Consider the following 20120-nt stretch of genomic DNA (forward strand, 5'->3'; position numbering starts at 1 on the left):
TCAGCCACGCACCTCCACGGCACTCCTACTCATGCATCCGGGAACGGCCCTTACACCACCGGGGAGACGCAGCCAAAGGTGAAAGTCGCTCAGCTCGATCTTTAACCAGTGCGGCGGGGCTTCGTGGAGGTTGATTCTCTTATTGTGCTGTTGGCTGGGTCTTCTTGAATGCGCGCACGTCGTGGCGGGGTGCGGGACGGGTGTTCTTTCGACCCGCTGGTCCGGGGCGGGTGGGTTCTGGGGCTCTGACCGGGCAGGCCGTCTGTGGGCGGATGGGCCGGAAGTCGCGGCGGACGCCGGCGGGAGTGAGCCTGTCTGGAGAGCTGCGCTGCTCCCAGGGGCGGAGTCGGTCGGGTGCGCGCGGGCGAGGCGGCGCTGGGTGCAGGCGGCCAGGGCGAGCCAGGTCCAGCGGTCGGCGACCTCAGGCTTGCGGATATTTGAGGAGGTCCGGCTAAGAGGTCCTAACAAAGGCGTTGGACGTGTCGGTGGGTGATGAGGCAGGTGGCGAGGCCGAGGAAGGCTTCGTGGATGTCGTCGCGTCGTTCCCAACGGACACGTAAGCGTCGGAAGCCGTGCAGCCAGGCAATCGTGCGTTCGACGACCCAGCGGTAAGCACCGAGGCCGGAGCCGTGCGGGACGCCTCGTCGGGCGATGACCGGTTTGTTACGAGTTGGTGCGTGATAGTGGGTGCAACGTGTTTGGCCTGGTCGTTGCCTGTTCTCAGGTGTTGTTGGTGCGGTCGGAGACGAGGCCGGCGATGGCGCGGTAGGTGTCGGGCAGGCGGTCGCGGCGATGGGTCCAGCGCATCAGCTGCTTCCAGCGTTTGTGGTCGGCGAGGGCGTGTTCGACGGTGATGCGGTCGGATGAGTGCCCGTGACGGTCGCGTTCCCACTGTTCGACTCTGCCGGGCAGTGCCCCGGGCCGGGGTTTTCTGGGCGGTGTGATCGCTTGCCCGCGGTGGTCGCGGCTCAGGCCGATGTAGCCGTCGTCCAAGAGGACCTCGACGTCGGGGAAGTGCTGGAAGCAGACGGCGATGCCTTCTTTGCGGGCGGCCGTGGCGTCGTGCATACGTCCAGGCCGCAGGGCATCGGTCCATAACGTGCGGCCCCGCCAGTCGGCGATCACGGTGGCCTTCATCGTGTTCTGCTTCTTCTTGCCCGAGACAAACGCACGGCGACCGCCGCGGTTGGCCGGCGGCCTGCGGACCTGGATCTCGGTGGCGTCCAGCCGCAGCTCGATGCCTTCGGCCTGGGCGTAGGCGAACACGTCCGTCAGCGTCCGCAGTCGCAGGCCGGGACGGCCGGGGACCGCGCACTCGCTCGGCCAGGAGCGTACGTATCTCTGCGATCGCACGGGTGATGGTGGAACGGTCGACGTCGAACAGCAGCCCCAGCACCGAGTGCGGCAAGTCGTGCCGCAGATGGATCAGCGTGGCCACCAGCCGGTCGACGAACACCAGCTGGTGGCGGGCGCCGGCACCCGCGGCCCGCTTCCGGACTCCTCCTCGTGCAGCATGGCGTCGGCCCTCGAGTCCGGCCTGCCACGGCACCGCCAACTCCTCAACCAGGCAGGCGAGATGCCGTCGAGAGATCCCAGTGAACAGCCCATGCGCCAGCACCGCCCGATTAGTTATGATCGCCACAACCAGTTCATGCCACCTGCCTGGCACGACACCTCACCCGCTATTACGCACCAACTCGTTAGGTCTTCTCCGGTCCGCGGCTGTGCCGATCTCGGGTTTGATGTAGTGCCCCTCCGGTGACCAGACCGGTGTGGATAGGAAGGCGCGGGGGAGCACCGACCCGGGTTCGTCGGCGCAGATGACCGTCGCGCCGTCGGGCGGCGGCATTAGAGGCCGGTGATTCGCGTCCCTTCCCCGCGAAGTCGGAGCCCACTGAACGGGTTCAGGAGCGGGCACGGCGCGGGAGCACGCCTCGGCCAGCAGAATCCTCCGGAACTGGGAGCGGCTGACCTCGATTCCCCACTCCCTAGCCTGTGCGGCCAGGAAGGCAAGTGTCCATTGGGCCCATGAGGAAGGTTGCTTATTCGACGAACCGGATAGAGTCGATTAAAACACGCGGCTTCACAAGACCACCCGCATCCGTGGGCCCTTCCCCTGGGCCGTACGTGAGGGTGTCCTACCTCGCTGCCGCGAGCTGATCACCCCAAGGCCTGCGACGTCAAACCACCCCGCGGCACACAGCAAGGACGTATCAACACGAGCTGAATCTTGAGGACTTACCGGAAGCCTTGGTGGACCCCTCACCGGCCCCGCGACGCGGCAGCGGTGTCGCGCAGTCGCTGAGGACTGGTTTTCAGGGTGCCGTTGCGTGGCGTAGTCGACATGGATGAGGCCGCAGCTACTTCTGCTGGTCGCTGATGGACAACTTGGAATAGGCATTCGGCTATGACAAGCGCTGCGGACATCTGCGCCGGCCGCGCAGGGCTTGCCGAGGGCCGCCAGTTGAGCCATCACCTGCTGATTAGGGGATCGTCCGCGTGGGGGGCACTGGCTCGCACGGGTGGGTGGGCTTCCTGGCAGTGTTCGGGGACGGTCGGCGCAAGTCCGGGGGCTGAGTCGCGTCTTGTCACCCAGAAGTCACAATGCGTTTGCAGATCGCTTGCCACATTCGTCTGCGACGTCGCGTCTATGTGTACGTGAACGTTCAAAACTCAATCGGCCCGCTTCGCGTCCTGGCTGTGGCGGCCGACGGCGGCACCGGGCCTCTGCTCGAGCGGCTGCGTGGGCTCGGCTTCGAGGTATTCGTGGCCGGCCGGGTGGGAGACGCCGTGCCGGTCGGCGTCTGCGTACGGCCCGACGTGGTGGTCCTCGATGTGGACGACCCGGACACCGACGGCTTGGCCTCCTACCGTGCATTGCGGGTCGGCGGGGTGAGGGCCTCGGTGCTCTTCGTCTCCGCGGGCGAGGACACCGAGATTCGGGTGCACGGCCTGATGCTCGGTTCCGATGTCCTCGCTGCGCATACCGCCGAGCTGTCCGACGTGGTTGCCCGCATCCACACTGCCGATCGACGCGGGATGCCGACGGGCCGGGACAGCCGACTGCTGCGTTCGGGCCTCCTAACGCTGGACCCGGTGACGCGGGAGGTGCGGCGGAACGGGGCCGAGGTGGCCCTCACACCCCGCGAGTTCGACCTGCTGCACTATCTGATGGACAACGCCGGCCGGGTGGTCACCAAGGGGCAGATCCTCGACCGGGTCTGGCATTCGGACTTCCGCGGAGAGTCGGGGGTGGTGGAGACCTACGTCTACTACCTGCGCCGCAAGCTGGGCGACCGCGATCAGTCACTGATCCGGACCGTGCGCGGGGTCGGCTACCGGATGGAACGGGAGGCCGGCCGCCGGGCGCCCACGGCCCGGTGACCGGCCTCCGCTCACCCGGCTGTGCTCAGCAGCGACCGGGCTCGTCACGGGTGACGTAGTCCATCGCCGGGGTGCCGTCGCTGTTGAGGACGTCCGCCACACCGTCGGTGTAGAAGCCGTAGGACCAGATACGGTCGTAGCCGCGGCCGCGCCAGTCGTGGACGGTCGTACCGAACTCCGAATTGCCGTCGCTCCACTGGTACATGATGACGTGGAAGACGGGGTTGACGCGGACCGTCCTCTTCAGCGGACGGGCGTCGATGTAGCCCTGGCGGCCGGGCGGGACCGAGATGCCGGCTTGCCGGCCCAGCGTGTGGGTGTTGCTGATGGCCCAGGAGTAGTTGAAGCTGGCACCGAGCTCGCCGGTGTAGATGTCGGCGACCTTGACCGAGGCCTTCGTGTTGACGCCGACGGTCTTGGTGGTGGTGCGTGTGGTCGCGTACGACTCGTTGACGGAGAGGGTGGCCGTGCCGGTGCCGCAGTTGGTCACGGTGTCGTCGGAGATCTTCCGCTCGCTGTCGTACCAGGTCCAGCTCGAGGACTCCGGGTACTCGCAGTTGCCGCCGAAGACCTCCCAGCCGGGTGTGAGGGCCCAGTGGGTTCCGTACGGTGCAGTGGTGTAGGCCTTGTGGGAGTCGCCGGGGACGAGCTGGTAGTAGGGCTCCTTCTCGTAGGCGTCGGCGGAGTCCACGACCTCGCCGGTGTTGATGTTGAACACGAACGCCTTGTCCTGCGTGCTGATGTCGCCGCAGATCTTGTCCATGAAGGCGTCGGTGTCGAAGGACTCCTTACCGCGGATGTTGACGCCGGACGGCGGATTGGCGCTTGCGGGGGGTGCGGTGACGGCCATGCCGGCCGCCGTCGTCAGGACGGCCGCGCAGACCGTCACGTACCGCTTGATTCTGCGGCTCACTCGCGTCTCGCTCCTGTGCATCGTCACGTGCGGAAACGGAGGGCACCGCGGCGGCGGCGTTCCATTTCCAGCAACAGCCAACAGGCCGTTGCTCATGGCAGCATCAGAGGCGGATCAGAGTAACGTCAGACCAGCCATCGAGGGACTCGATACTTTTCTGCCAGGTCGGCTTGGCCAGACCGGTCTTCGACCAGCCGCGGTCCAGAAGTTCGGCGATCAGGTTGGGGGAGACGCCGTTCAGGGGTACAGGGAAGCGGAAGAACGGGTTCATCCGGCTGTGCCATCATGCGATCATGACAGCACCTTCCAGCACCTCATCTGGCATATCCGCCGCCGCGCGCGGCGCCAAGTCTTCCGGTTTCGTGGCCGAGTTTAAGGATGCCGTCACCTTTCGGGCCTTCTTGCTCGTGCTGGGTGTCCTGCTCGTCCAGCTGGCCTTCGTCGTGTCCTACGTCGGAGCCTTCCACTCCCCCACGCCGCACCGGATTCCGGTGGCGGTGGCCGCTCCGCAACAGGTGTCCGGGAAGATCGTCGCCCAGCTCGACGGTCTCGACGGCGACCCGGTCAAGGCGATGGCGGCGCCGAGCGCCACGGTCGCCCGGCAGTGGGTCCTGACGAGGAGGACGGACGCCGCCTTCCTCTTCGACGCGACAGGAACCAAGGACACCCTCCTGGTCGCGTCGGCGGGCGGTCCGTCGGTGTCACAGACGGCGACGCAGATCGCGCAGGAGATCGAGACGGCGCAGAAGCGGCAGATCATCGTCACCGACATCCGGCCCCCGAAGGCCAAGGACGGGCGCGGTATGACGTCCTTCTACCTCGTCCTCGGCTGGGTGATCGGCGGCTACCTGACCGCGACGATCATGGGCATGGCGGCGGGTTCCCGGCCCGGCAGCCGGCACCGCACCCTGATCCGCCTCGCCGTTCTCGTGCCGTACGCGATCGTGTCGGGCCTCGCCGGAGCAGTCGTCGTCGGACCGGTGTTCGACGCGCTCAGTGGTCACTTCTGGGCACTGACCATGATCGGTGCCCTGATCGTCCTGGCCGCGGGGACCACCGCGCTCGCCCTGCAGACCTTGCTGGGACTGCTGGGTACGGGTGTGGTCATCCTGCTCTTCGTGGTGCTGGGCAACCCGAGCTCCGGCGGTGTCTACCCGGCTCCGCTGCTGCCGTCGTTCTGGAGCGCGATCGGACAGGCGCTGCCGCCCGGCGCCGGTACGACCCTGGTCCGCAACACCGTGTACTTCTCGGGCCACGCCACCGCTCTGGCGCTCTGGGTGCTCGCCTCCTACGCGGTGGGCGGCGCGGTGTTCGCCTGGACGGCCGCCTGGTGGCGTGAGCGCCGAGAGAGCGCTCTCGAGGCGGCTCAACCGGAGTCGACGCCGGAAGCCGCCGCCACCACCGCATGACCCGCGGCACGCCTGCGCCGGAGCTGTCCGTCCGGTGGCTTCGACTCCGCGCGGAGCCCGCAACCCTGCCCGACCACCTTCCTCTCCTCGAGGGCCGGGTCACTCCGGCACGGCAACGGAGGCTCACGTCGGAACGTAGTGAGTCGTGGCGGGTGGTAGCCCTCGGATTCTGGTGCGGAGATACGACGCACGACCGGGCCTTCCCACCACGCAGGCGGCCTCACTGCCGTTCCCAGGTGACCCCCCTTTGTCCGGCCAGGGCTTGGATGCCGCCGGGGTTCACCCCGCTTTTCGGCTGGTGTGGCGCCGAAACCCGGCGAACACCGGTCGCCGCCCGCACCTTCCGCCCTAGGGCGACGGCCGTCGATCCTGCATGGGACAACATGTCGGTCATGTGCCTGACCGAGCGCTGACCACCGCACGCGCCAGGCGGCATGGTGCGAGCGGTTGCCTGGTGCGGGAGGGTGGCGGGCGCCTTAGGCTTGCCTTCAGGGACCGTGCCTTCCTCGCATGAGGAGGCCGATGCCGACGGCACGCGGTCCGTGGCAGTGGAGTGAGAAGACGTGAGCTCTCCATACACCGTCGCGTTCGACAGCTCTGCCGCGTCGGGGACGGGCAGGCTTGGCGGCAAGTGTGATGCGCTGGCCGTGATGACCCGGGCCGGTGCTCCTGTCCCGCCCGGGTTCGCGGTGACCACGGATGCCTTCGATGCGCTGCTCGACCACGGTGGATTGCGGTGGGCCGTCGACACCGCCCTCGCCAAGCTCGCTGCCGATCCGGGCGTCGTCCCACCATGCGGCGCCGAGATCCGCCGCATGGTCGGGGAGGCACCTGTGCCCTCTTCGGTCGCGTTGGCGGTGACGACGGCGTACGAGGAATTCTGCCGGGCCGTGGACTGTCCGGATGCCCCGGTGGCCGTCCGATCGAGCGCCGAGGAGGAGGACTCGCCAGAGGCGAGTTGGGCAGGGCAGCACGACACGTTCTTGTGGATCCGGGGTGCCGATGCCGTCCTCGACGCCGTTCGGCGCTGCTGGGCGAGCCTGTGGACGGATCGCGCGATCATCTACCGCGCGGCCCATGGGCTGCTGCAGAGAGGGCTGCGCATGGCGGTCGGGGTGCAGCAGATGGTCGATGCCCGTACCTCCGGCGCTGCCGTGACCGTCAACCCGGCGGACGGCGACCCTTCGAAGATCATGGTGGAGGCGGTCTGGGGACTGGGACAGCTCATGGTGTCTGGCCAGGTGACCCCGGACGCGTATCTGGTGGACAAGGTACTGCTCAGGACCGTACGGACGACTGTGTCGCCGAAGCACCAGGAACTGGCTCCGACCTCCGACGGGCACGGGCTCGTTCGGCGAGATGTCGAGGAGGGCCGTCGGCGGGTCCCTTGCCTGGCTCCGCCGGAGGTCGTCGAGATCGCCCGCCTGGCCAAGAACGTCGAGCGGCACTACGGCCTCCCTCAGGACATCGAATGGGCCATCGACCGCCACGAACGCGACTGCGCGGATGCCACCGCGGGCGCCCCCGTGGTGCTGCTGCAGACGCGGCCCGAGACGGCCTGGAGCAGTCGGGCGAGGGCAGCGGTCTCGACCAGCCGGGGCGCGGGCGTCTCCAGCATCATCGACACCCTGCTCGGCCCGGGTAGGACGCCGTCGTGAACTGCCGAACGAACCTGCCCGCCAGCGATGAAGGGACCGTGTCATGACAACGGCGTCGCGCACGGCGTTCCCGAGCCCCTACGAGATGACCACCCCTGCCGGTGCGGAGGGATGGGAGGAGCTCTACCCGTACTACATGCTCTTCCAGTCCTGGCGGCGCTCGGCCGAGGAGGGACGGTTCTGGTTCCGCGACAGCCAGCACTGGCCCACCGTGGTCAAGCCATTCGAGACGTCCGTCACCGAGCTCGCGTTCAAGGGCCTGGGCCAGTTCAACACCCGACACTTTGTCATACCACCCGCGTACGGTGTCATGTTCCGCGTCCACCAGGGCTACGTCTATCTGAGCCCGGTGGCCGCGCCGGAAAGCCGGATCGCCGCCCGCGTGCCGCAGTTCCTGGAACGCGCCGGCTACTACTACGCGAACTGGGACAGGCTGCTGGAGAACTGGAAGGGCAAGGTCCTCGGCACCATCCGTGAACTCGAGTCGATCAGCTTCAGCGAACCGCCGGAGGTCCAGCCCTACGAGGACATCGAAGCGGGGAGTGGACTGGGTGCCGCCGATGTCCTGATCAGCGGGTACGACCGGCTCCTCGCCCTGTGTCACCGCGCCTGGCAGTACCACTTCGAGTTCCTGAACCTCGGGTACGCGGCCTATCTGGACTTCTTCCACTTCTGCAAGCAACGGTTCCCGGACATCCCGGACCAGGGCATCGCGGCGATGGTCACGGGCGTGGAGATGGAGCTGTTCCGCCCGGACAACGAGCTCCGGAAACTGGCAAGGCTCGCTGTCGAACTGGGCGTCGACAGGGCACTGACCTTGCCCGACCCCGGGGAGCACACCCTGAGCCTGCTCAGCCGCGAGCCGGGCGGCCGTGACTGGCTCGACGCCTGGAACGCCGCCCGCGATCCCTGGTTCAACTTCACCTCGGGCAATGGTCTCTACAGCGACGACCGCTACTGGAGGGACACTCCCTCGCTTCCCCTGGGGTACGTCCGCGACTACATACTGCGCCTGCGGCGGGGCGAGGCCATCGACCGGCACCTCTCCGAACTCGCCGCCGAGCGCGAGCGCATCACCGGTGAGTACGCCGCCCTGCTCGACTCCCCGGCACGTGCCGACTTCGAGGCGAAACTGGGCCTCGCCCGCCAGGTCTACCCGTATGTGGAGAACCACAACTTCTACATCGAGCACTGGACAATGGGCGTCTTCTGGCGCAAGGCCAGGGAGCTGTCCGCCCTGCTGCACCGGGCAGGGTTCTGGCCCGACGCCAATGACATGTTCTACCTCACGCGTGACGAAGTCCGGGCCGCGCTGTTCGATCACGCGTCCGCTTGGGCGATTGGCGTCGGGCCTGCCGGCCCCGGCCACTGGCCACCGGAGGTGGCACGGCGACGCCGGATCGTGGCCGCGCTCGCCCGGCAGCACCCGGAACCGGCGTTGAACGAGCCGCCGCGAGCCATCACCGAGCCGTTCAGCGTCATGCTGTGGGGCATAACCAGCGAGCGGATCCGGTCATGGCTGGCAGCCCCGGGCGACCTGGGCGACCTGACCGGCATGGCCGCTTCGCCGGGCGTGGCCGACGGCACGGCCCGGGTGATCCGCAGTCCAGACGAGCTGGACCTCCTCCAAGAGGGGGACATCCTGGTCGCGCCGGTCACGGCGCCGAGCTGGGCGCCGGTCTTCGGGAAGGTCCGCGCGACCGTCACCGACATCGGGGGAGTCATGTCCCACGCGGCCATCGTCTGCCGTGAGTACTCCCTGCCCGCCGTCACTGGGACGGGCTCGGCGTCCACCCGCATCAGGTCCGGCCGGCGGATCCGTGTGGACGGCACGGCCGGCACGGTCACCTTTCTCGACTGACCGGCCACGTACGACAGGAGACGTCATGACTTCCGACCCGGTGGCCCGCGAGCCGCTGCCGACACTTCCGCTTGCCTCCTCGGAGATACCGCCGAGCGACACGCTTCCCTGGCCCGTGCCGTTGACCGGCGTCCGGCGAGAGATATGGGACCGCGCCCGTCCCTACCTCGACGTGCGCGACAACGGCGCCCACTCCCTGTACGCCTTCGCGCTGGCGGCCGCACTCCTGGACGCCCTGCCAGGGACACGGGAGGACGTCGTGCTGCCCGCCGTCCTCCTGCACGACACCGGCTGGAAGACGGTCGACCCTGCGGACATCCTGCCCGCCATCGCCGGGCGGTCCGGACCTGCCGGGCACGAGACGATACGCAGGCATGAGACCGAGGGCGCCGCCATCGCCGCCCGCATCCTCGCCGATGTCGACTACCCCGAGCGGGCCACTGAGCGGATCGTCGCCATCATCGACGGGCACGATACCCGCAAGGATGCCCTCGACCTGGACGACGCCGTGGTGAAGGACGCCGACAAGCTGTGGCGGCTGACCCCGCACGGCCTGCGCACCATCGGTGCCTGGTTCGTTCTCGACCCGGACCAGACACTGCGGTTCGTGACGGGACGTACTTGCGACCGGCTGCTCACCGAACCGGCCCGTGTCGTCGCCGCCGCACTCACCGTGCTGGCCTGCACCGATCTCAGCGCGCGGCGAAGCGGCCTGAACGTGCCCATCATGCCCTGGATGTCTTGTCTCGGTTGATTTGATTATGGGTGTCTCCGGCGTAAGTCTTGACTGCATGGACGTCGATCCGCCGCTCGGAGTGGTCGTAACCAACCGGCAGGGCCTGATCATCGGGTGGACGCCCGGAGCGGAACGCCTGCTCGGTTACACCAGGTCCGAGGCCCGCGGCCGGTCCGTGGCGGAGCTGCTGGACGCCCCCGTACTCTCCGGCGGGGAGGCTGCCCGGGGACAAGGGGCTGTCGTACGCCACAAGGACGGGCACCGGCTGGCCGTGACCGTCTCCCGCCACCCGCTCGACCCGGGGTCGGACGGCAGCGGAAGAGGACTCGGCACCGTCCTGCTCATCGGCCCGTCGTACAGGCCGGCCGCCGAGGGGCTCCGGCAATCGCTGTCCGGCTGGCTGATGCGGGACTCGCCCCTGGCCCTGACGGTGTACGACACCGATCTGCGCAGCATGTGGCACAGCGCCGCGATGCACCGCCTCAGCGGCCTGCCGGACGAGGCGCGACGCGGGCGCCGGTTGACGGATGTCCTCGCCGGCCCCGATGCCGTGGAGTGGGAGGAGCGGATGCGGCTGGCCATGGCCACGGGGGAGGAGCAGGTCAGCGAGCTCAAGGGCACCGTCCTGACCGGACTCGGATCCCGTGTCTTCAGCGTCTCGGCGACACCACTGCGGGACGCAGAGGGCCGTACGCTCGGGGTCTGTGCTCTCGTAGGTGATGTGACCGAGAGGCGCCGTGCCCGGGAGCGGCTCTCTTTGCTGGACGACGCGAGCCTGCACATCGGCAGCACCCTCGACATGGTACAGACCGCGCGTGAGCTCACCGAGGTGTCCGTACCCAGGTTCACCGATGTCGCCCGTGTGGATCTGCTGGAGGTCATCCTCCGGGGCGACGAGCCCGCTCCGGGGCCGTTGGCCGGACCCGTGCAACTGCGACGCATCGCGGAACTGACGCTGTTCGAGGGGGTCACCTTGGCACAGCAAACCGCCGGCGAGGCGGACGTGTACCTCGCGAACTCGCCGGCCGCCCTGTGCCTGGCCACCGGCCAGTCCGCGCTGTACCGGACCAATGCTGCTCCGCCGATTCGTAGCTACATCGATCAGACCCCCGAGCGGCAGGAGAAGGTCCGACGGCTCGGCACGCACTCATGGATTCTCGTCCCGGTGAAGGCCAGGGGCACGACCCTCGGCGTGGTGTGGTTCACCCGCACCCGTGAGACTCCCGAGAGCTTCGACGCGGACGACCTGTCCCTCGCCGAGGACCTGGTCGCAAGGGCGGCGGTCTGCCTGGACAACGCCCGGCGCTTCACTCGCGAACGCGTCGCGGCTCTCACTCTGCAGCGCAGCCTGCTGCCGCAGCGGATGCCCGAGCAGTCGGCGGTGAAGGCCGCCTTCCGCTACCTCCCAGCCGAGCAGCGTTCCGGCGTGGGCGGCGACTGGTTCGACGTGATCGCGCTTTCGGGAGCCAGGGTCGCGCTGGTGGTCGGCGACGTGGTCGGGCACGGCATGTACGCGGCCGCCACGATGGGCCGACTGCGCGCCGCCGTACAAACTCTTGCCGATGTCGACCTCGCTCCCGACGAACTGCTCACCCATCTCGACGACCTGGTCCTGCGGCTGTCGGCGGAGTCCGGGGCCGACGCGGAGCGGCCGTGGGCGGAGGCCGCCAGGGACATCGGGGCCACCTGCCTGTACGCGGTGTACGACCCGGTCTCCAGACGCTGTTCCATGGCGCTTGCCGGCCACCCGCCGCCCGCCGTCGTCGGTTCGGACGGCAGCGCGGAGTTCCTGGACGTCCCCGTGGGACCGCCGCTCGGACTGGGCGGGCTGCCGTTCGAATCGGTGGATGTCCTCCTCCCGCAGGGCAGCCTGCTAGCCCTTTATACCGACGGCTTGATCCATTCCGGCCACCGCGACCTTGGGGAGGGGCTTGAGGACCTGCGGGAGGCGCTGGTCGTGCCGTCGGATTCGCTGGACTCCCTGTGCGATCACGTCGTGCGCAAGCTGCTGCCCGAGGGCCCCGCCGACGATGCGGCCCTGCTCCTGGTGCGCCCCCAGGCCCTGGACGCGCACAGAGTCGCCGTGTGGGACGTGGAGGCCGACGCCGCCGCTGTGGCGCGGATACGGTCGGACGCCGTCCGCGCCCTTGACGAGTGGGGACTGCAAGAGGCCGCGTTCGTCACCGAGCTGCTGGTGAGTGAACTGGTCACGAACGCCATCCGGTATGGAGACCCGCCGATCCAGGTGCGGCTCATCCACGACCGCGTGCTGATCTGCGAGGTCTCCGACTCCAGCAGCACCGCACCGCATCTGCGGCGGGCCCGGGTGTACGACGAGGGCGGTCGGGGCCTGTTGCTGGTCGCGCAGCTCACGGAGCGCTGGGGCACCCGGCAGACGGCGGCGGGCAAGACGATCTGGTGCGAGCAGTCCTTGGCCGGGGCAGACAGCCCGCTCATCTCCCTGAAAGGACTCGCCGCTGGATGATCACGCCACATACCGCTGGCACACGTTCCCGGCTTTACCTCGCTTTACCCCGGCAGCATCGCCACGGACCGCACAACGCTGTCGCTGGCCGGGCCTTCCGGCCAAGACGCCGGAGGAGGGCCACCGGATAGAGCGCTTTGTATCCACGGGGCCTGGAGGCAGGATCTTCTCGGAATCGACCTGGGCCAAGACCACGCTCGGCTCGGCGGGACACCGTAGCGGGCCAGGCGGGTGGGATGTCGCCGGGGTAGAACGCGGGGGTGTCCGGCAGCGAGTCGTCCCAGCGGTGTTGCCTCGCAGCGTGAACCGTGGGCGGCCGGACGACACGGACGTCATTCGGCACCGGCAACGGGTCTTCCAACGCCAGATCACGTCTCTCATCGCTCGCTGCTCGAGCAATCCAGTGACGGTGCATGCCGTGGGGCCGGTTGAGGAGATCGCGGCGCGGGCTCTGGCTGGGCTGCCGGACGGAGCGAAAGGCAGGGTAGTGACCGTCGTCGTGGCCGGGGCCGACGGCCTCGGAGCCGAGCCTCTGCACCAAATGGCCGGTGTGCAGGGGGCTCTTCCAGAGATCCTCATGACCCGCGCCGTCCTCGCCCACGACCTCGGCCCACCGCAGACCGGAAGAGGTGGATTCACGCCGCCTGGAAGTCAGTCGATGAACGCCAGACATCACGCTGTCGAGCATCTCCGGCACATGGTTCAGCAGGGTGTCACTCCACCGCGGAGGTCGGCATCTCCCTGACCGACTCCATAAACCGGGCCTCCACCTCGAAGAACTTCAACAGCAGAGCGAACCTGAGCCGAGTCGGCCCCGGACTTGTGGCGCACCCGCTTCATGATTAAGGCTTGTCCCGTAACTGATCTTCGGTGAGGCGAGGTCGACCGTCGTTCGGCCCGATCGCCTATCCGGCGAGGGCGAGGTTGTGCAGGCGGGCGATGCCGCTCATGGCGTGGTGTACACCGTCGCCCTTGAGTCGGCAATCGCGCAGGATCTTCCAGGTCTTCATGCGAGCAAAGGCGTGCTCGACGCGGGCGCGGACCTGTTTGTGGGACTTGTTGTGCGCCTGCTTCCAGTCGGGAAGCTCCTCGTCTTTGCGGCGCCGGTGGGGCATGACGAGGCCGGTGCCTGGATAGCCGCCGTCGGCGATCGTCATGGTGCCGCCGACGGCGGCCTTGGCGCCAGACTCCTCCCATGCCTTGCAGTCGGCTCGGTTGCCGGGAAGTGGTCGGCCGACCACGACGACCAGCCGAGTGTCCGCATCGATGACAACCTGGTGATTGGTGGAGTACCGATAGTTCTTGGACTGTTCGGCCACCGCGTGATCGCGGGTTGGCACGAGAGTTCCATCCACGATGAGCACCGTGTCCTTGCGGAACCGCTTGCGGGGCTGGAGTGCGAGCAGCGGGCCGAGATGGCCGACGATGCGGTCGGCTGAAGACTTCGAGACCCCAAACAGCGGGGCGAGCTGGCGTAGCGTCAAGTTGGTACGCCAGTACGTGGCAACCAGCAGCACCCGGTCCTCCAGCGGCAGGCCCCACGGCCGACCCCGACGTGCAGCGTCTGCACCTTCACGCCGCACAGCGGTCACCAACTTGCCGAACTGGCGCGGGCTCAGCCCGCTGAAGGGCACTATCCATGACGACGCCGACGCCGTGATCACACCAGCCACGCTGTGATCATTTCACTGTCGCCGCGCTGGACCTGGGTACTCACCCAGGCTCCCTGCCGCCCGCGAGTCGACGACGCCACCAAAGGTCAGAGCGCCACTGCCTGCGGTCGGCAAACGGGTCGGGAAGGGTGCGCTTGAGGTATACAGCGTCCAGAGACAGCACTTGGCGCTCCAACTCGGCACGAGCCCGGACAGGCAGCTGCTCCAGGACCAGCTCCAGCACGTCGCGGGCATGCCTCACGTCGTCAAAGGAACAGCCGCGGCACGAGCACTCCGCGTCCTGCGGATAGAGAGGCCGACGTCCGGGCGGTTCCAGAAACGCTTGGTAGCGCCGCAGCGCACGGTCCGTGGCACCGGGGTAGACGTAATAATCGGCCGACAGCCTCTCTACCCGATGTATCGCGAGGCTGGTGCGGGCAGAGAGCCCGTGGATCCGGTTCGGCGGCGGGCACTCCCAGGCGCGAGGACCACGCTGTTCGACCCGCAGGGCGCCAGGCCGTCTACGCGGCATCGGCCTTTCGGTATGCAGTCATGGACGTCATCATGCCATCACCCACGCCCCGCGGTCAGGAGTAACGGGACAAGCCTTAGGCAAGGGCAAATGTAGCTACGCGAGAACAGTGCCACAACACGGGAGCGCTTCGAGTCCCCGAGGGCACCTGGAAAATCGTCGGAGCCGTGGCCTCCACCAACGCCTTCGGTTGTCTGGCCTGGGCCCTTGCCCTGCACGGCCGCTCCACCCGCTCAGGCCCGCAATCCATGCCACCGCCCACGTCGCTGCTGTAATCGGCTCGCGGCCAAGGCACCTGTCAGGGCTTGGAGACACGGCCGCACTGGCCACCGTGCTCGCCGCCAAAATTGCGGTCGTCACTGGTCCCTTACGACGCCGAGCGCGCTGTGAGCTGCCAGGCCAAGTGCCAGGCGTGCATGGATGCCCATCGTTGGCCGGCCCGACGACATGAGCCAAGGCGCGAAGCTGGCAATGATATCGGCGCCGGTGGGGGCCAGTTCGGGGCCGGTCCTCGGAGTGCTGGTGTCCTTGCTGGGACAAGGACACCGCAGCCGTCGAGGGCCACCTCAAGGCCATCGATAGGCGGTCCTTCGACGCCTTCCTTGACGCCGTCGTTGACTTTGACCGGTCCTGCTGCCCAGTGATCGGCAGGCGGACGGCACGCATCGCCAAGCTCCTGGCGCTCAGCGACAAGGGCAGGCCACCGAACGCGTGCAAGACTTCGCTTACGGCTGGATTCCGTCTTTCGTGGCTATAGCTGCTGGTGGCGGGGCAGTTCAAGGTCTTAACACCCAACAGAGGTAGTGTTCCCATCTCGTTAAGTGGTTCCGCTTGACGTCCGCTGGTCGGTTCACGCATCGACTTTTCAGTCACCCGGGTGGCAACGCTGCACTTGTCCGGAAGGCGCCAGGAGTGAGCACCCCAATGCGTCGTATAGCTATAGCCGTGGCCGCGCCCACACTGACCCTTTCGCTGGCCGCCTGCGGGGCGTTCGGCGCCTCAGGGACTAGCGACAGAGGCAGCCCGATCAAGGGCAACGACGTGACGGTGGGGCTGCTGCTGCCGGACACGAGAACCACCCGGTACAACAAGTTCGACTACCCCATCATCAAGAGTCATATCGCTGAGCTAACGAGGAATCAAGGCAAGGTCGAGTACGCCAACGCGAAAGCGAGCGCGCACAAACAGTTCACCCAGATGCAGAAGATGATCGATGACAAGGTCGACGTGATTCTACTCGACGCCGTCGACTCGCACACCATTGCCCGCGAGGTAAAGAAGGCCAAGGACGCGGGCATCCCGGTCATCGCCTACGACCGGCTCGCCGAGGGCCCGATCGACGCCTACATCTCCTTCGACAACGAACTGGTCGGCGAGGTCCAGGGCCGCTCGCTGCTGGAGGCGCTGGGTCCAGGCATCCATCCCTCCTCCAAGATCGTCATGATCAATGGCTCGCCCACTGACCCGAACGCCAAGCAGTTCAAGGAGGGTGCGCTCTCCCAGCTCAAGGGCAATGTGGCCATCGCCAAGTCCTACGACACCGCGGACTGGAACCCGGAGTCCGCCCAGGCCAACATGACCGACGCGATCAACGCCATCGGCAAGAACAACATCGCCGCCGTCTACTCCGCCAACGACGACATGGCGGGCGGCGTCATCAAAGCCCTCAAGAAGGCCGGCGTCACCAAGCTTCCCCCGATCACCGGCCAGGACGCGACACTCGACGCCGTGCACCGGATCCTCACCGGCGAGCAGTACATGAGCGTGTACAAGCCCTACCCGACGGAGGCGGAAACCGCCGCGAAGATGGCTATCTACGAGGTCCAGGGCAAAGACATCCGGTTCGACTCCCTCACCCCGGAAAAGGTCGGCAGCCCCACCAGCCCGAACATCCCCGCGAAGCTCGTGCCCGTCGTGGCCCTGACCAAGACCAATATCAAGGAAACGGTCATCGCTGACGGCATCTACAAGCTGTCCGACATCTGTTCTCCGTGTAATTGAGGACTGTCTCACCTCTGAGCTGTCTGCAGTCGGGCCGCGGCGGCCTCGGCGACGCGGGCGCCGTCTGCCCGGTCGCCGATCCAGCTCTGCTGAGTGGTTCCTGATGCCGCCATGACATGGCTAGGACGCTGGGTAATCGTTCGGCGGTGCTGCTCGTGACCAGTGCGGGTATTGGAGTGGGGGTTCAGTGCTCGCTGTCGTGCTGGTGGAGTTGAGCTGGGCGGCGATGTGGCGTACCCACTTGTCGTTCGGGTGGGCGGCGGCATGCGGGGCGACGGTGCCGGTGATGAACCGGCGGAACTCGGTAAGCTTCTCCGAAACGACGGCCCGTTCGTATGCCTCCGGGCGGCCCGGTCGGCGCCGAGCTGCTAAAGGCTGTACCGTAAATGATCTCCAGGCCGCTCGGGCCTACTTGGTCGCGGTGTGGCCCGCCGGTCTATCCGGCGAGGGCGAGGTTGTGCATCCGGGCGATGCCGAGCATGGCGTGGTGGACGCCGTCGCCTTTGAGACGGCAGTCTCGGAGGATCTTCCAGGTCTTCATGCGGGCGAAGACGTGCTCGACACGGGCGCGGACCTGCTTGTGGGACTTGTTGTGTTCCTCTTTCCAGGCAGGGAGTTCGGCCTGGCCCCGCTCGCGGCGGTGCGGGATGACGAGTCCGGTGCCCGGGTAGCCGCCGTCGGCGATCGTGAGTGTCTTGCCGATGGCGGCCTTGGCGCCGGATTCCTCCCACGCCTTGCAGTCGTTGCGGTTTCCGGCGAGTGGCCGCCCGACCACGACAACCAGGCGGGTGTCGGCGTCGATAACGACCTGGTGGTTGGTGGAGTACCGATAGTTCTTCGACCGCTCGGCCACAGTGTGGTCCCTGGTAGGGACCAGGGTGCCGTCCACGATGAGCACGGTGTCCTTGGCGAACCGCTTGCGGGGCTGAAGAGCGAGCATGGGCCCGAGGTGGTCGATGATCCGGTCCGCCGCCGACTTCGAGACCCCGAACAGCGGCGCGAGCTGCCGCATGGTCAGGTTCGTGCGCCAGTACGCCGCGACCAGCAGGGCCCGGTCCTCCAAGGGAAGGCTCCACGGTCGGCCCTCCGCGTCCGCACCCTGGCGCCGCAGAACCGTCACCAGCTTCCCAAAGGTGCGCGGGCTCAGCCCGGAGAACGGGGCTATCCAGGACGGCTTTGACGCCGTGATCACACCAGTCACGTGAAGAGATCGTTCCACACCTGTAGACCTCGGATAGCCGCGAATCAGCCGCAGCGGCTCTCCCGTGGCTCCACGAAACCCACCTGTTCCATGCGCCGGATCTCCCGCTCTGCCGCTTCCAGATGCCCGAGGTCGAGGGCCATCGCGGCACGCCCGGCGACGTAGAAGACGTCCTGGCGGATCCGACAATCCAACCCTGGTTGGCGGCACAAGGCCAGGAACCGCACCTCGAGACTGAGCTCGATGCGGCCCATCTCGTCCCGGACGCGGACCGGGAGTGCGGCGTGCCGGAGATCCTTGGCGTAGTCACGCGTCTGCCGGTCGGCCTCGTCGGGCCGGGCTTCCACAGGACGATAGGGGTGATCGGCCCACTCCGTGTCAGCCCACCAGACGAGTTCATCCAGGTACTCCGAGGCGATCACCAAATCTGGGGGCGAGGCGGAGAGGGCCGCGTCCGCGCCGGCAATCAGCTGGGCGAGACGGCGTCGCGCGTCGTCGTCCCCCGCTGCGCACATCGCAATGAGGCCCGACAACACGTCGAGCCTGCGCGACACCTCCGCCCGCTGCCAGATCTCGTACAGTCCCGCCATCCACCGTTCCCTCACCGTCGAGCGCGTCTCCGCGCCCCGAACCCTACGACGCGCCCCCATCAGCGGGTCCAATGGTTTTCCCGGGCTCAACAAGCGAATCTGATGCCAGCTCGTGCGGCGCACGAGCTCCTCTCGCAGCTCGTGTGTCCGCGAGCGAGGGCTTCTTGATCATTGCGGGACAGCCCTTAGCCGACCGCGCGGGTCCAGATCAGCGGCGGCCAGTCCCGCTCCGCAGGCAGGTCGCGTAAGGGCGGCGAGCCCGTCGCGTACCTGGTGGCGGGACAGGTCGGGCCCGCACCAGATGGTGGAAGGCGAGGCCGGCGGGCCTCGAACAGCACGAAGCGGATGGTGTCGGCGTGCCGCCGGGCTGCGTCTCCCCGTCGCCGTGGGGCGAGGGCCCCGTCGACCGCTGGCAGCGCCCCTGCGAGTCGGAGTTCCACGAGGGCACACCCGAGCAGCCCCTAGTCGATGTCGCCGTGGACGTCGACGAGGGGCGTCACGTCAAGCTTTGCCTGGCCACCGTGGAGGGGTGACCAGACAGGCGTGGGCCGGAGTCTGCCGGAACGAGTCCGTCAGGAACCGGTCGTGCGGCGTCGGCGGGTCGCCACGACGATGGCCGCCCCGCCCATGAGGAGCACCGCCGCGCCCCCGGCGATGATGCCGGTGTTGCTGCCGCCTCCAGTCTCCGCGAGGCTGCTGCCGCCGTTCGAGGTGGCTGCGGGTGCGGTGGTGGACTCCGAGGTGCTCGGGGTCGGGGTAGACGCGGACTTCGATGCAGAGGGGCTCGGGGTGGACGCCAGGGTCGACGGCGGGACGGAGGTCGGGGGCTGGGACGCGGTACTCGTGCAGTCCTTCGTGCCACCGTTCCAGGACGCGATCAGCTTGTCCTTGATGACCGGGTGGTCCGGGCCCTTGGGCAGGTCGCCGTGCTCGAAGCCGTCCTTCGCGTCGAGTACGCCGTCGAACTTGACAGCACCCCGGTACAGGTCGATCTGGGCGAAGCAGTCCGCGTCCGGCACTGCGATGTCAAGGGAGTCGGTCTGGCCCGGCTTGACCGTCACGCTGTCGAAGTCGATGAACAGCTGCAGCCCGGAAGTATCGAAGGACGGACCGTGGGCGACGTACGAGGCGAGGGAGGCGGTGCAGGTGGTGGCGTCACCGGCGGTTCGGACCTTGATGTGAACCTTGCCGTCGTCGGTGGGCTTGAGGGTCTGGTCGTCGACCTTGACCGAGTCGTAGAAGTTGGTGCCGTCCAGCGAGAACTGGCAGCGGTCGGTCTCCGTCTTCGTGCCGGCGCCCGTACCGGGCTTGTAGCTGCCGCCGGACTTCCAGCCGTCGCCGCCGGGCGCGGTGCCGGCCCAGGCTCCGGAGGCGGCGGCGAGGGAGGCGGCGCAGAGGGCGAGCGACACGGCGCCTGTTTCCAGTAGGCGGCGTACGGTGACACGTCTCGCTATGGACATGGAGAACCCGTTTCTTGGCATGTGCACATGTGCGTGTTCGGGGGCGTGATCTGAGAAACACTGGGAGGGTGGTGGTGGGGTTGTGAGTGAGCGCCTGCCTTCGGTAGTGGCCGGCCGTCGGGCGTCGCTGCACAAGTTCGCGCTTCAGGTTGTGTGGAGGGGGTTGGTGCGGGCTGCGGCGAGGAGGTACCAGGCTGTGGCGCCGATGTGTTTGTAGGGGTAGTAGCCGAAGCCGAAT

14 protein-coding genes and 4 pseudogenes are annotated in these 20120 nt (G+C 67.7%); 8 read left to right on the top strand and 10 right to left on the bottom strand.

What is annotated here, in order from left to right; genetic code table 11:
* Positions 1 to 461: 461 nt before the first annotated feature.
* Both ACZ404_RS36665 and ACZ404_RS36670 read right to left on the bottom strand, forming a co-directional pair.
* A pseudogene (locus ACZ404_RS36665) lies at positions 462 to 662 on the bottom strand (transposase); the annotation flags it as partial.
* 58 nt (positions 663 to 720) lie between these two features.
* Positions 721 to 1633, bottom strand: a pseudogene (locus ACZ404_RS36670) (transposase).
* 971 nt (positions 1634 to 2604) lie between these two features.
* Between ACZ404_RS36670 and ACZ404_RS36675 the strand changes: the two are divergent.
* A complete protein-coding gene (locus ACZ404_RS36675) occupies positions 2605 to 3384 on the top strand; it encodes a response regulator transcription factor (protein ID WP_468447703.1) in 780 nt (259 codons plus the stop codon).
* Positions 3385 to 3409: 25 nt separating this feature from the next.
* On the opposite strand, the gene ACZ404_RS36680 is transcribed toward ACZ404_RS36675, so the two are convergent.
* A complete protein-coding gene (locus ACZ404_RS36680; RefSeq protein ID WP_468447705.1) occupies positions 3410 to 4297 on the bottom strand; it encodes a hypothetical protein in 888 nt (295 codons plus the stop codon).
* A gap of 103 nt (positions 4298 to 4400) precedes the next feature.
* Positions 4401 to 4568 (bottom strand): hypothetical protein, encoded by a 168-nt coding sequence (locus ACZ404_RS36685; protein ID WP_468447729.1) that lies wholly within the window; start codon positions 4566 to 4568, stop codon positions 4401 to 4403.
* 22 nt (positions 4569 to 4590) lie between these two features.
* On the opposite strand from ACZ404_RS36685, the gene ACZ404_RS36690 reads away from it, so the two are divergent.
* From ACZ404_RS36690 to ACZ404_RS36710, 5 genes are all read left to right on the top strand, one after another.
* Entirely contained in the window at positions 4591 to 5706 is a 1116-nt protein-coding gene (locus ACZ404_RS36690; protein ID WP_468447707.1) for an ABC-2 transporter permease, read from the top strand.
* 563 nt (positions 5707 to 6269) lie between these two features.
* A complete protein-coding gene (locus ACZ404_RS36695) occupies positions 6270 to 7364 on the top strand; it encodes a PEP/pyruvate-binding domain-containing protein (protein ID WP_468447709.1) in 1095 nt (364 codons plus the stop codon).
* Positions 7365 to 7407: 43 nt separating this feature from the next.
* Complete coding sequence (locus tag ACZ404_RS36700) at positions 7408 to 9225, top strand: PEP-utilizing enzyme (protein WP_468447711.1); 1818 nt, start codon at positions 7408 to 7410, stop codon at positions 9223 to 9225.
* Between the two features lie 25 nt (positions 9226 to 9250).
* Positions 9251 to 9979: an HD domain-containing protein gene (locus tag ACZ404_RS36705; RefSeq protein ID WP_468447713.1), complete on the top strand. Its 729-nt coding sequence runs from the start codon at positions 9251 to 9253 to the stop codon at positions 9977 to 9979.
* A 37-nt stretch (positions 9980 to 10016) separates the two neighbouring features.
* Positions 10017 to 12446, top strand: coding sequence for a SpoIIE family protein phosphatase (locus tag ACZ404_RS36710; RefSeq protein WP_468447715.1), 2430 nt, complete (start codon positions 10017 to 10019; stop codon positions 12444 to 12446).
* A 905-nt stretch (positions 12447 to 13351) separates the two neighbouring features.
* On the opposite strand, the gene ACZ404_RS36715 is transcribed toward ACZ404_RS36710, so the two are convergent.
* Positions 13352 to 14119 (bottom strand): transposase, encoded by a 768-nt coding sequence (locus ACZ404_RS36715; RefSeq protein WP_468447717.1) that lies wholly within the window; start codon positions 14117 to 14119, stop codon positions 13352 to 13354.
* Positions 14120 to 15554: 1435 nt separating this feature from the next.
* Between ACZ404_RS36715 and ACZ404_RS36720 the strand changes: the two genes are divergently transcribed.
* Complete coding sequence (locus ACZ404_RS36720) at positions 15555 to 16631, top strand: sugar ABC transporter substrate-binding protein (protein ID WP_468447719.1); 1077 nt, start codon at positions 15555 to 15557, stop codon at positions 16629 to 16631.
* A 120-nt stretch (positions 16632 to 16751) separates the two neighbouring features.
* On the opposite strand, the pseudogene ACZ404_RS36725 reads toward ACZ404_RS36720, so the two are convergent.
* The 4 genes and pseudogenes from ACZ404_RS36725 to ACZ404_RS36740 all read right to left on the bottom strand — a co-directional run.
* Positions 16752 to 16999 (bottom strand): annotated as a pseudogene (locus ACZ404_RS36725) (hypothetical protein); the annotation flags it as partial.
* 68 nt (positions 17000 to 17067) lie between these two features.
* Complete coding sequence (locus ACZ404_RS36730; protein WP_468447723.1) at positions 17068 to 17832, bottom strand: transposase; 765 nt, start codon at positions 17830 to 17832, stop codon at positions 17068 to 17070.
* Between the two features lie 44 nt (positions 17833 to 17876).
* A complete protein-coding gene (locus ACZ404_RS36735) occupies positions 17877 to 18422 on the bottom strand; it encodes a hypothetical protein (RefSeq protein WP_468447725.1) in 546 nt (181 codons plus the stop codon).
* 188 nt (positions 18423 to 18610) lie between these two features.
* Positions 18611 to 18838: pseudogene (locus ACZ404_RS36740) on the bottom strand (RacP protein); the annotation flags it as partial.
* Between ACZ404_RS36740 and ACZ404_RS36745 the strand changes: the two are divergent.
* Positions 18779 to 18955, top strand: coding sequence for a hypothetical protein (locus tag ACZ404_RS36745; protein ID WP_468447731.1), 177 nt, complete (start codon positions 18779 to 18781; stop codon positions 18953 to 18955). The pseudogene ACZ404_RS36740 and the gene ACZ404_RS36745 overlap by 60 nt on opposite strands.
* A 39-nt stretch (positions 18956 to 18994) precedes the next feature.
* Here ACZ404_RS36745 and ACZ404_RS36750 read toward each other — a convergent pair whose 3' ends face one another.
* Positions 18995 to 19882: an LAETG motif-containing sortase-dependent surface protein gene (locus ACZ404_RS36750; protein WP_468447727.1), complete on the bottom strand. Its 888-nt coding sequence runs from the start codon at positions 19880 to 19882 to the stop codon at positions 18995 to 18997.
* Positions 19883 to 20120 lie beyond the last annotated feature (238 nt).

This window comes from Streptomyces sp. NPDC030798 (assembly GCF_055572275.1).

Bases quoted from the DNA above. Each gene is read 5' to 3' on its own strand.
- ACZ404_RS36675 (WP_468447703.1), top strand. From the start codon at position 2,605: ATGCGTTTGCAGATCGCTTGCCACATTCGTCTGCGACGTCGCGTCTAT.
- ACZ404_RS36685 (WP_468447729.1), bottom strand. From the start codon at position 4,568: ATGAACCCGTTCTTCCGCTTCCCTGTACCCCTGAACGGCGTCTCCCCC.
- ACZ404_RS36690 (WP_468447707.1), top strand. From the start codon at position 4,591: ATGACAGCACCTTCCAGCACCTCATCTGGCATATCCGCCGCCGCGCGC.
- ACZ404_RS36700 (WP_468447711.1), top strand. From the start codon at position 7,408: ATGACAACGGCGTCGCGCACGGCGTTCCCGAGCCCCTACGAGATGACC.
- ACZ404_RS36705 (WP_468447713.1), top strand. From the start codon at position 9,251: ATGACTTCCGACCCGGTGGCCCGCGAGCCGCTGCCGACACTTCCGCTT.
- ACZ404_RS36710 (WP_468447715.1), top strand. From the start codon at position 10,017: ATGGACGTCGATCCGCCGCTCGGAGTGGTCGTAACCAACCGGCAGGGC.
- ACZ404_RS36720 (WP_468447719.1), top strand. From the start codon at position 15,555: ATGCGTCGTATAGCTATAGCCGTGGCCGCGCCCACACTGACCCTTTCG.
- ACZ404_RS36735 (WP_468447725.1), bottom strand. From the start codon at position 18,422: ATGGCGGGACTGTACGAGATCTGGCAGCGGGCGGAGGTGTCGCGCAGG.
- ACZ404_RS36750 (WP_468447727.1), bottom strand. From the start codon at position 19,882: ATGTCCATAGCGAGACGTGTCACCGTACGCCGCCTACTGGAAACAGGC.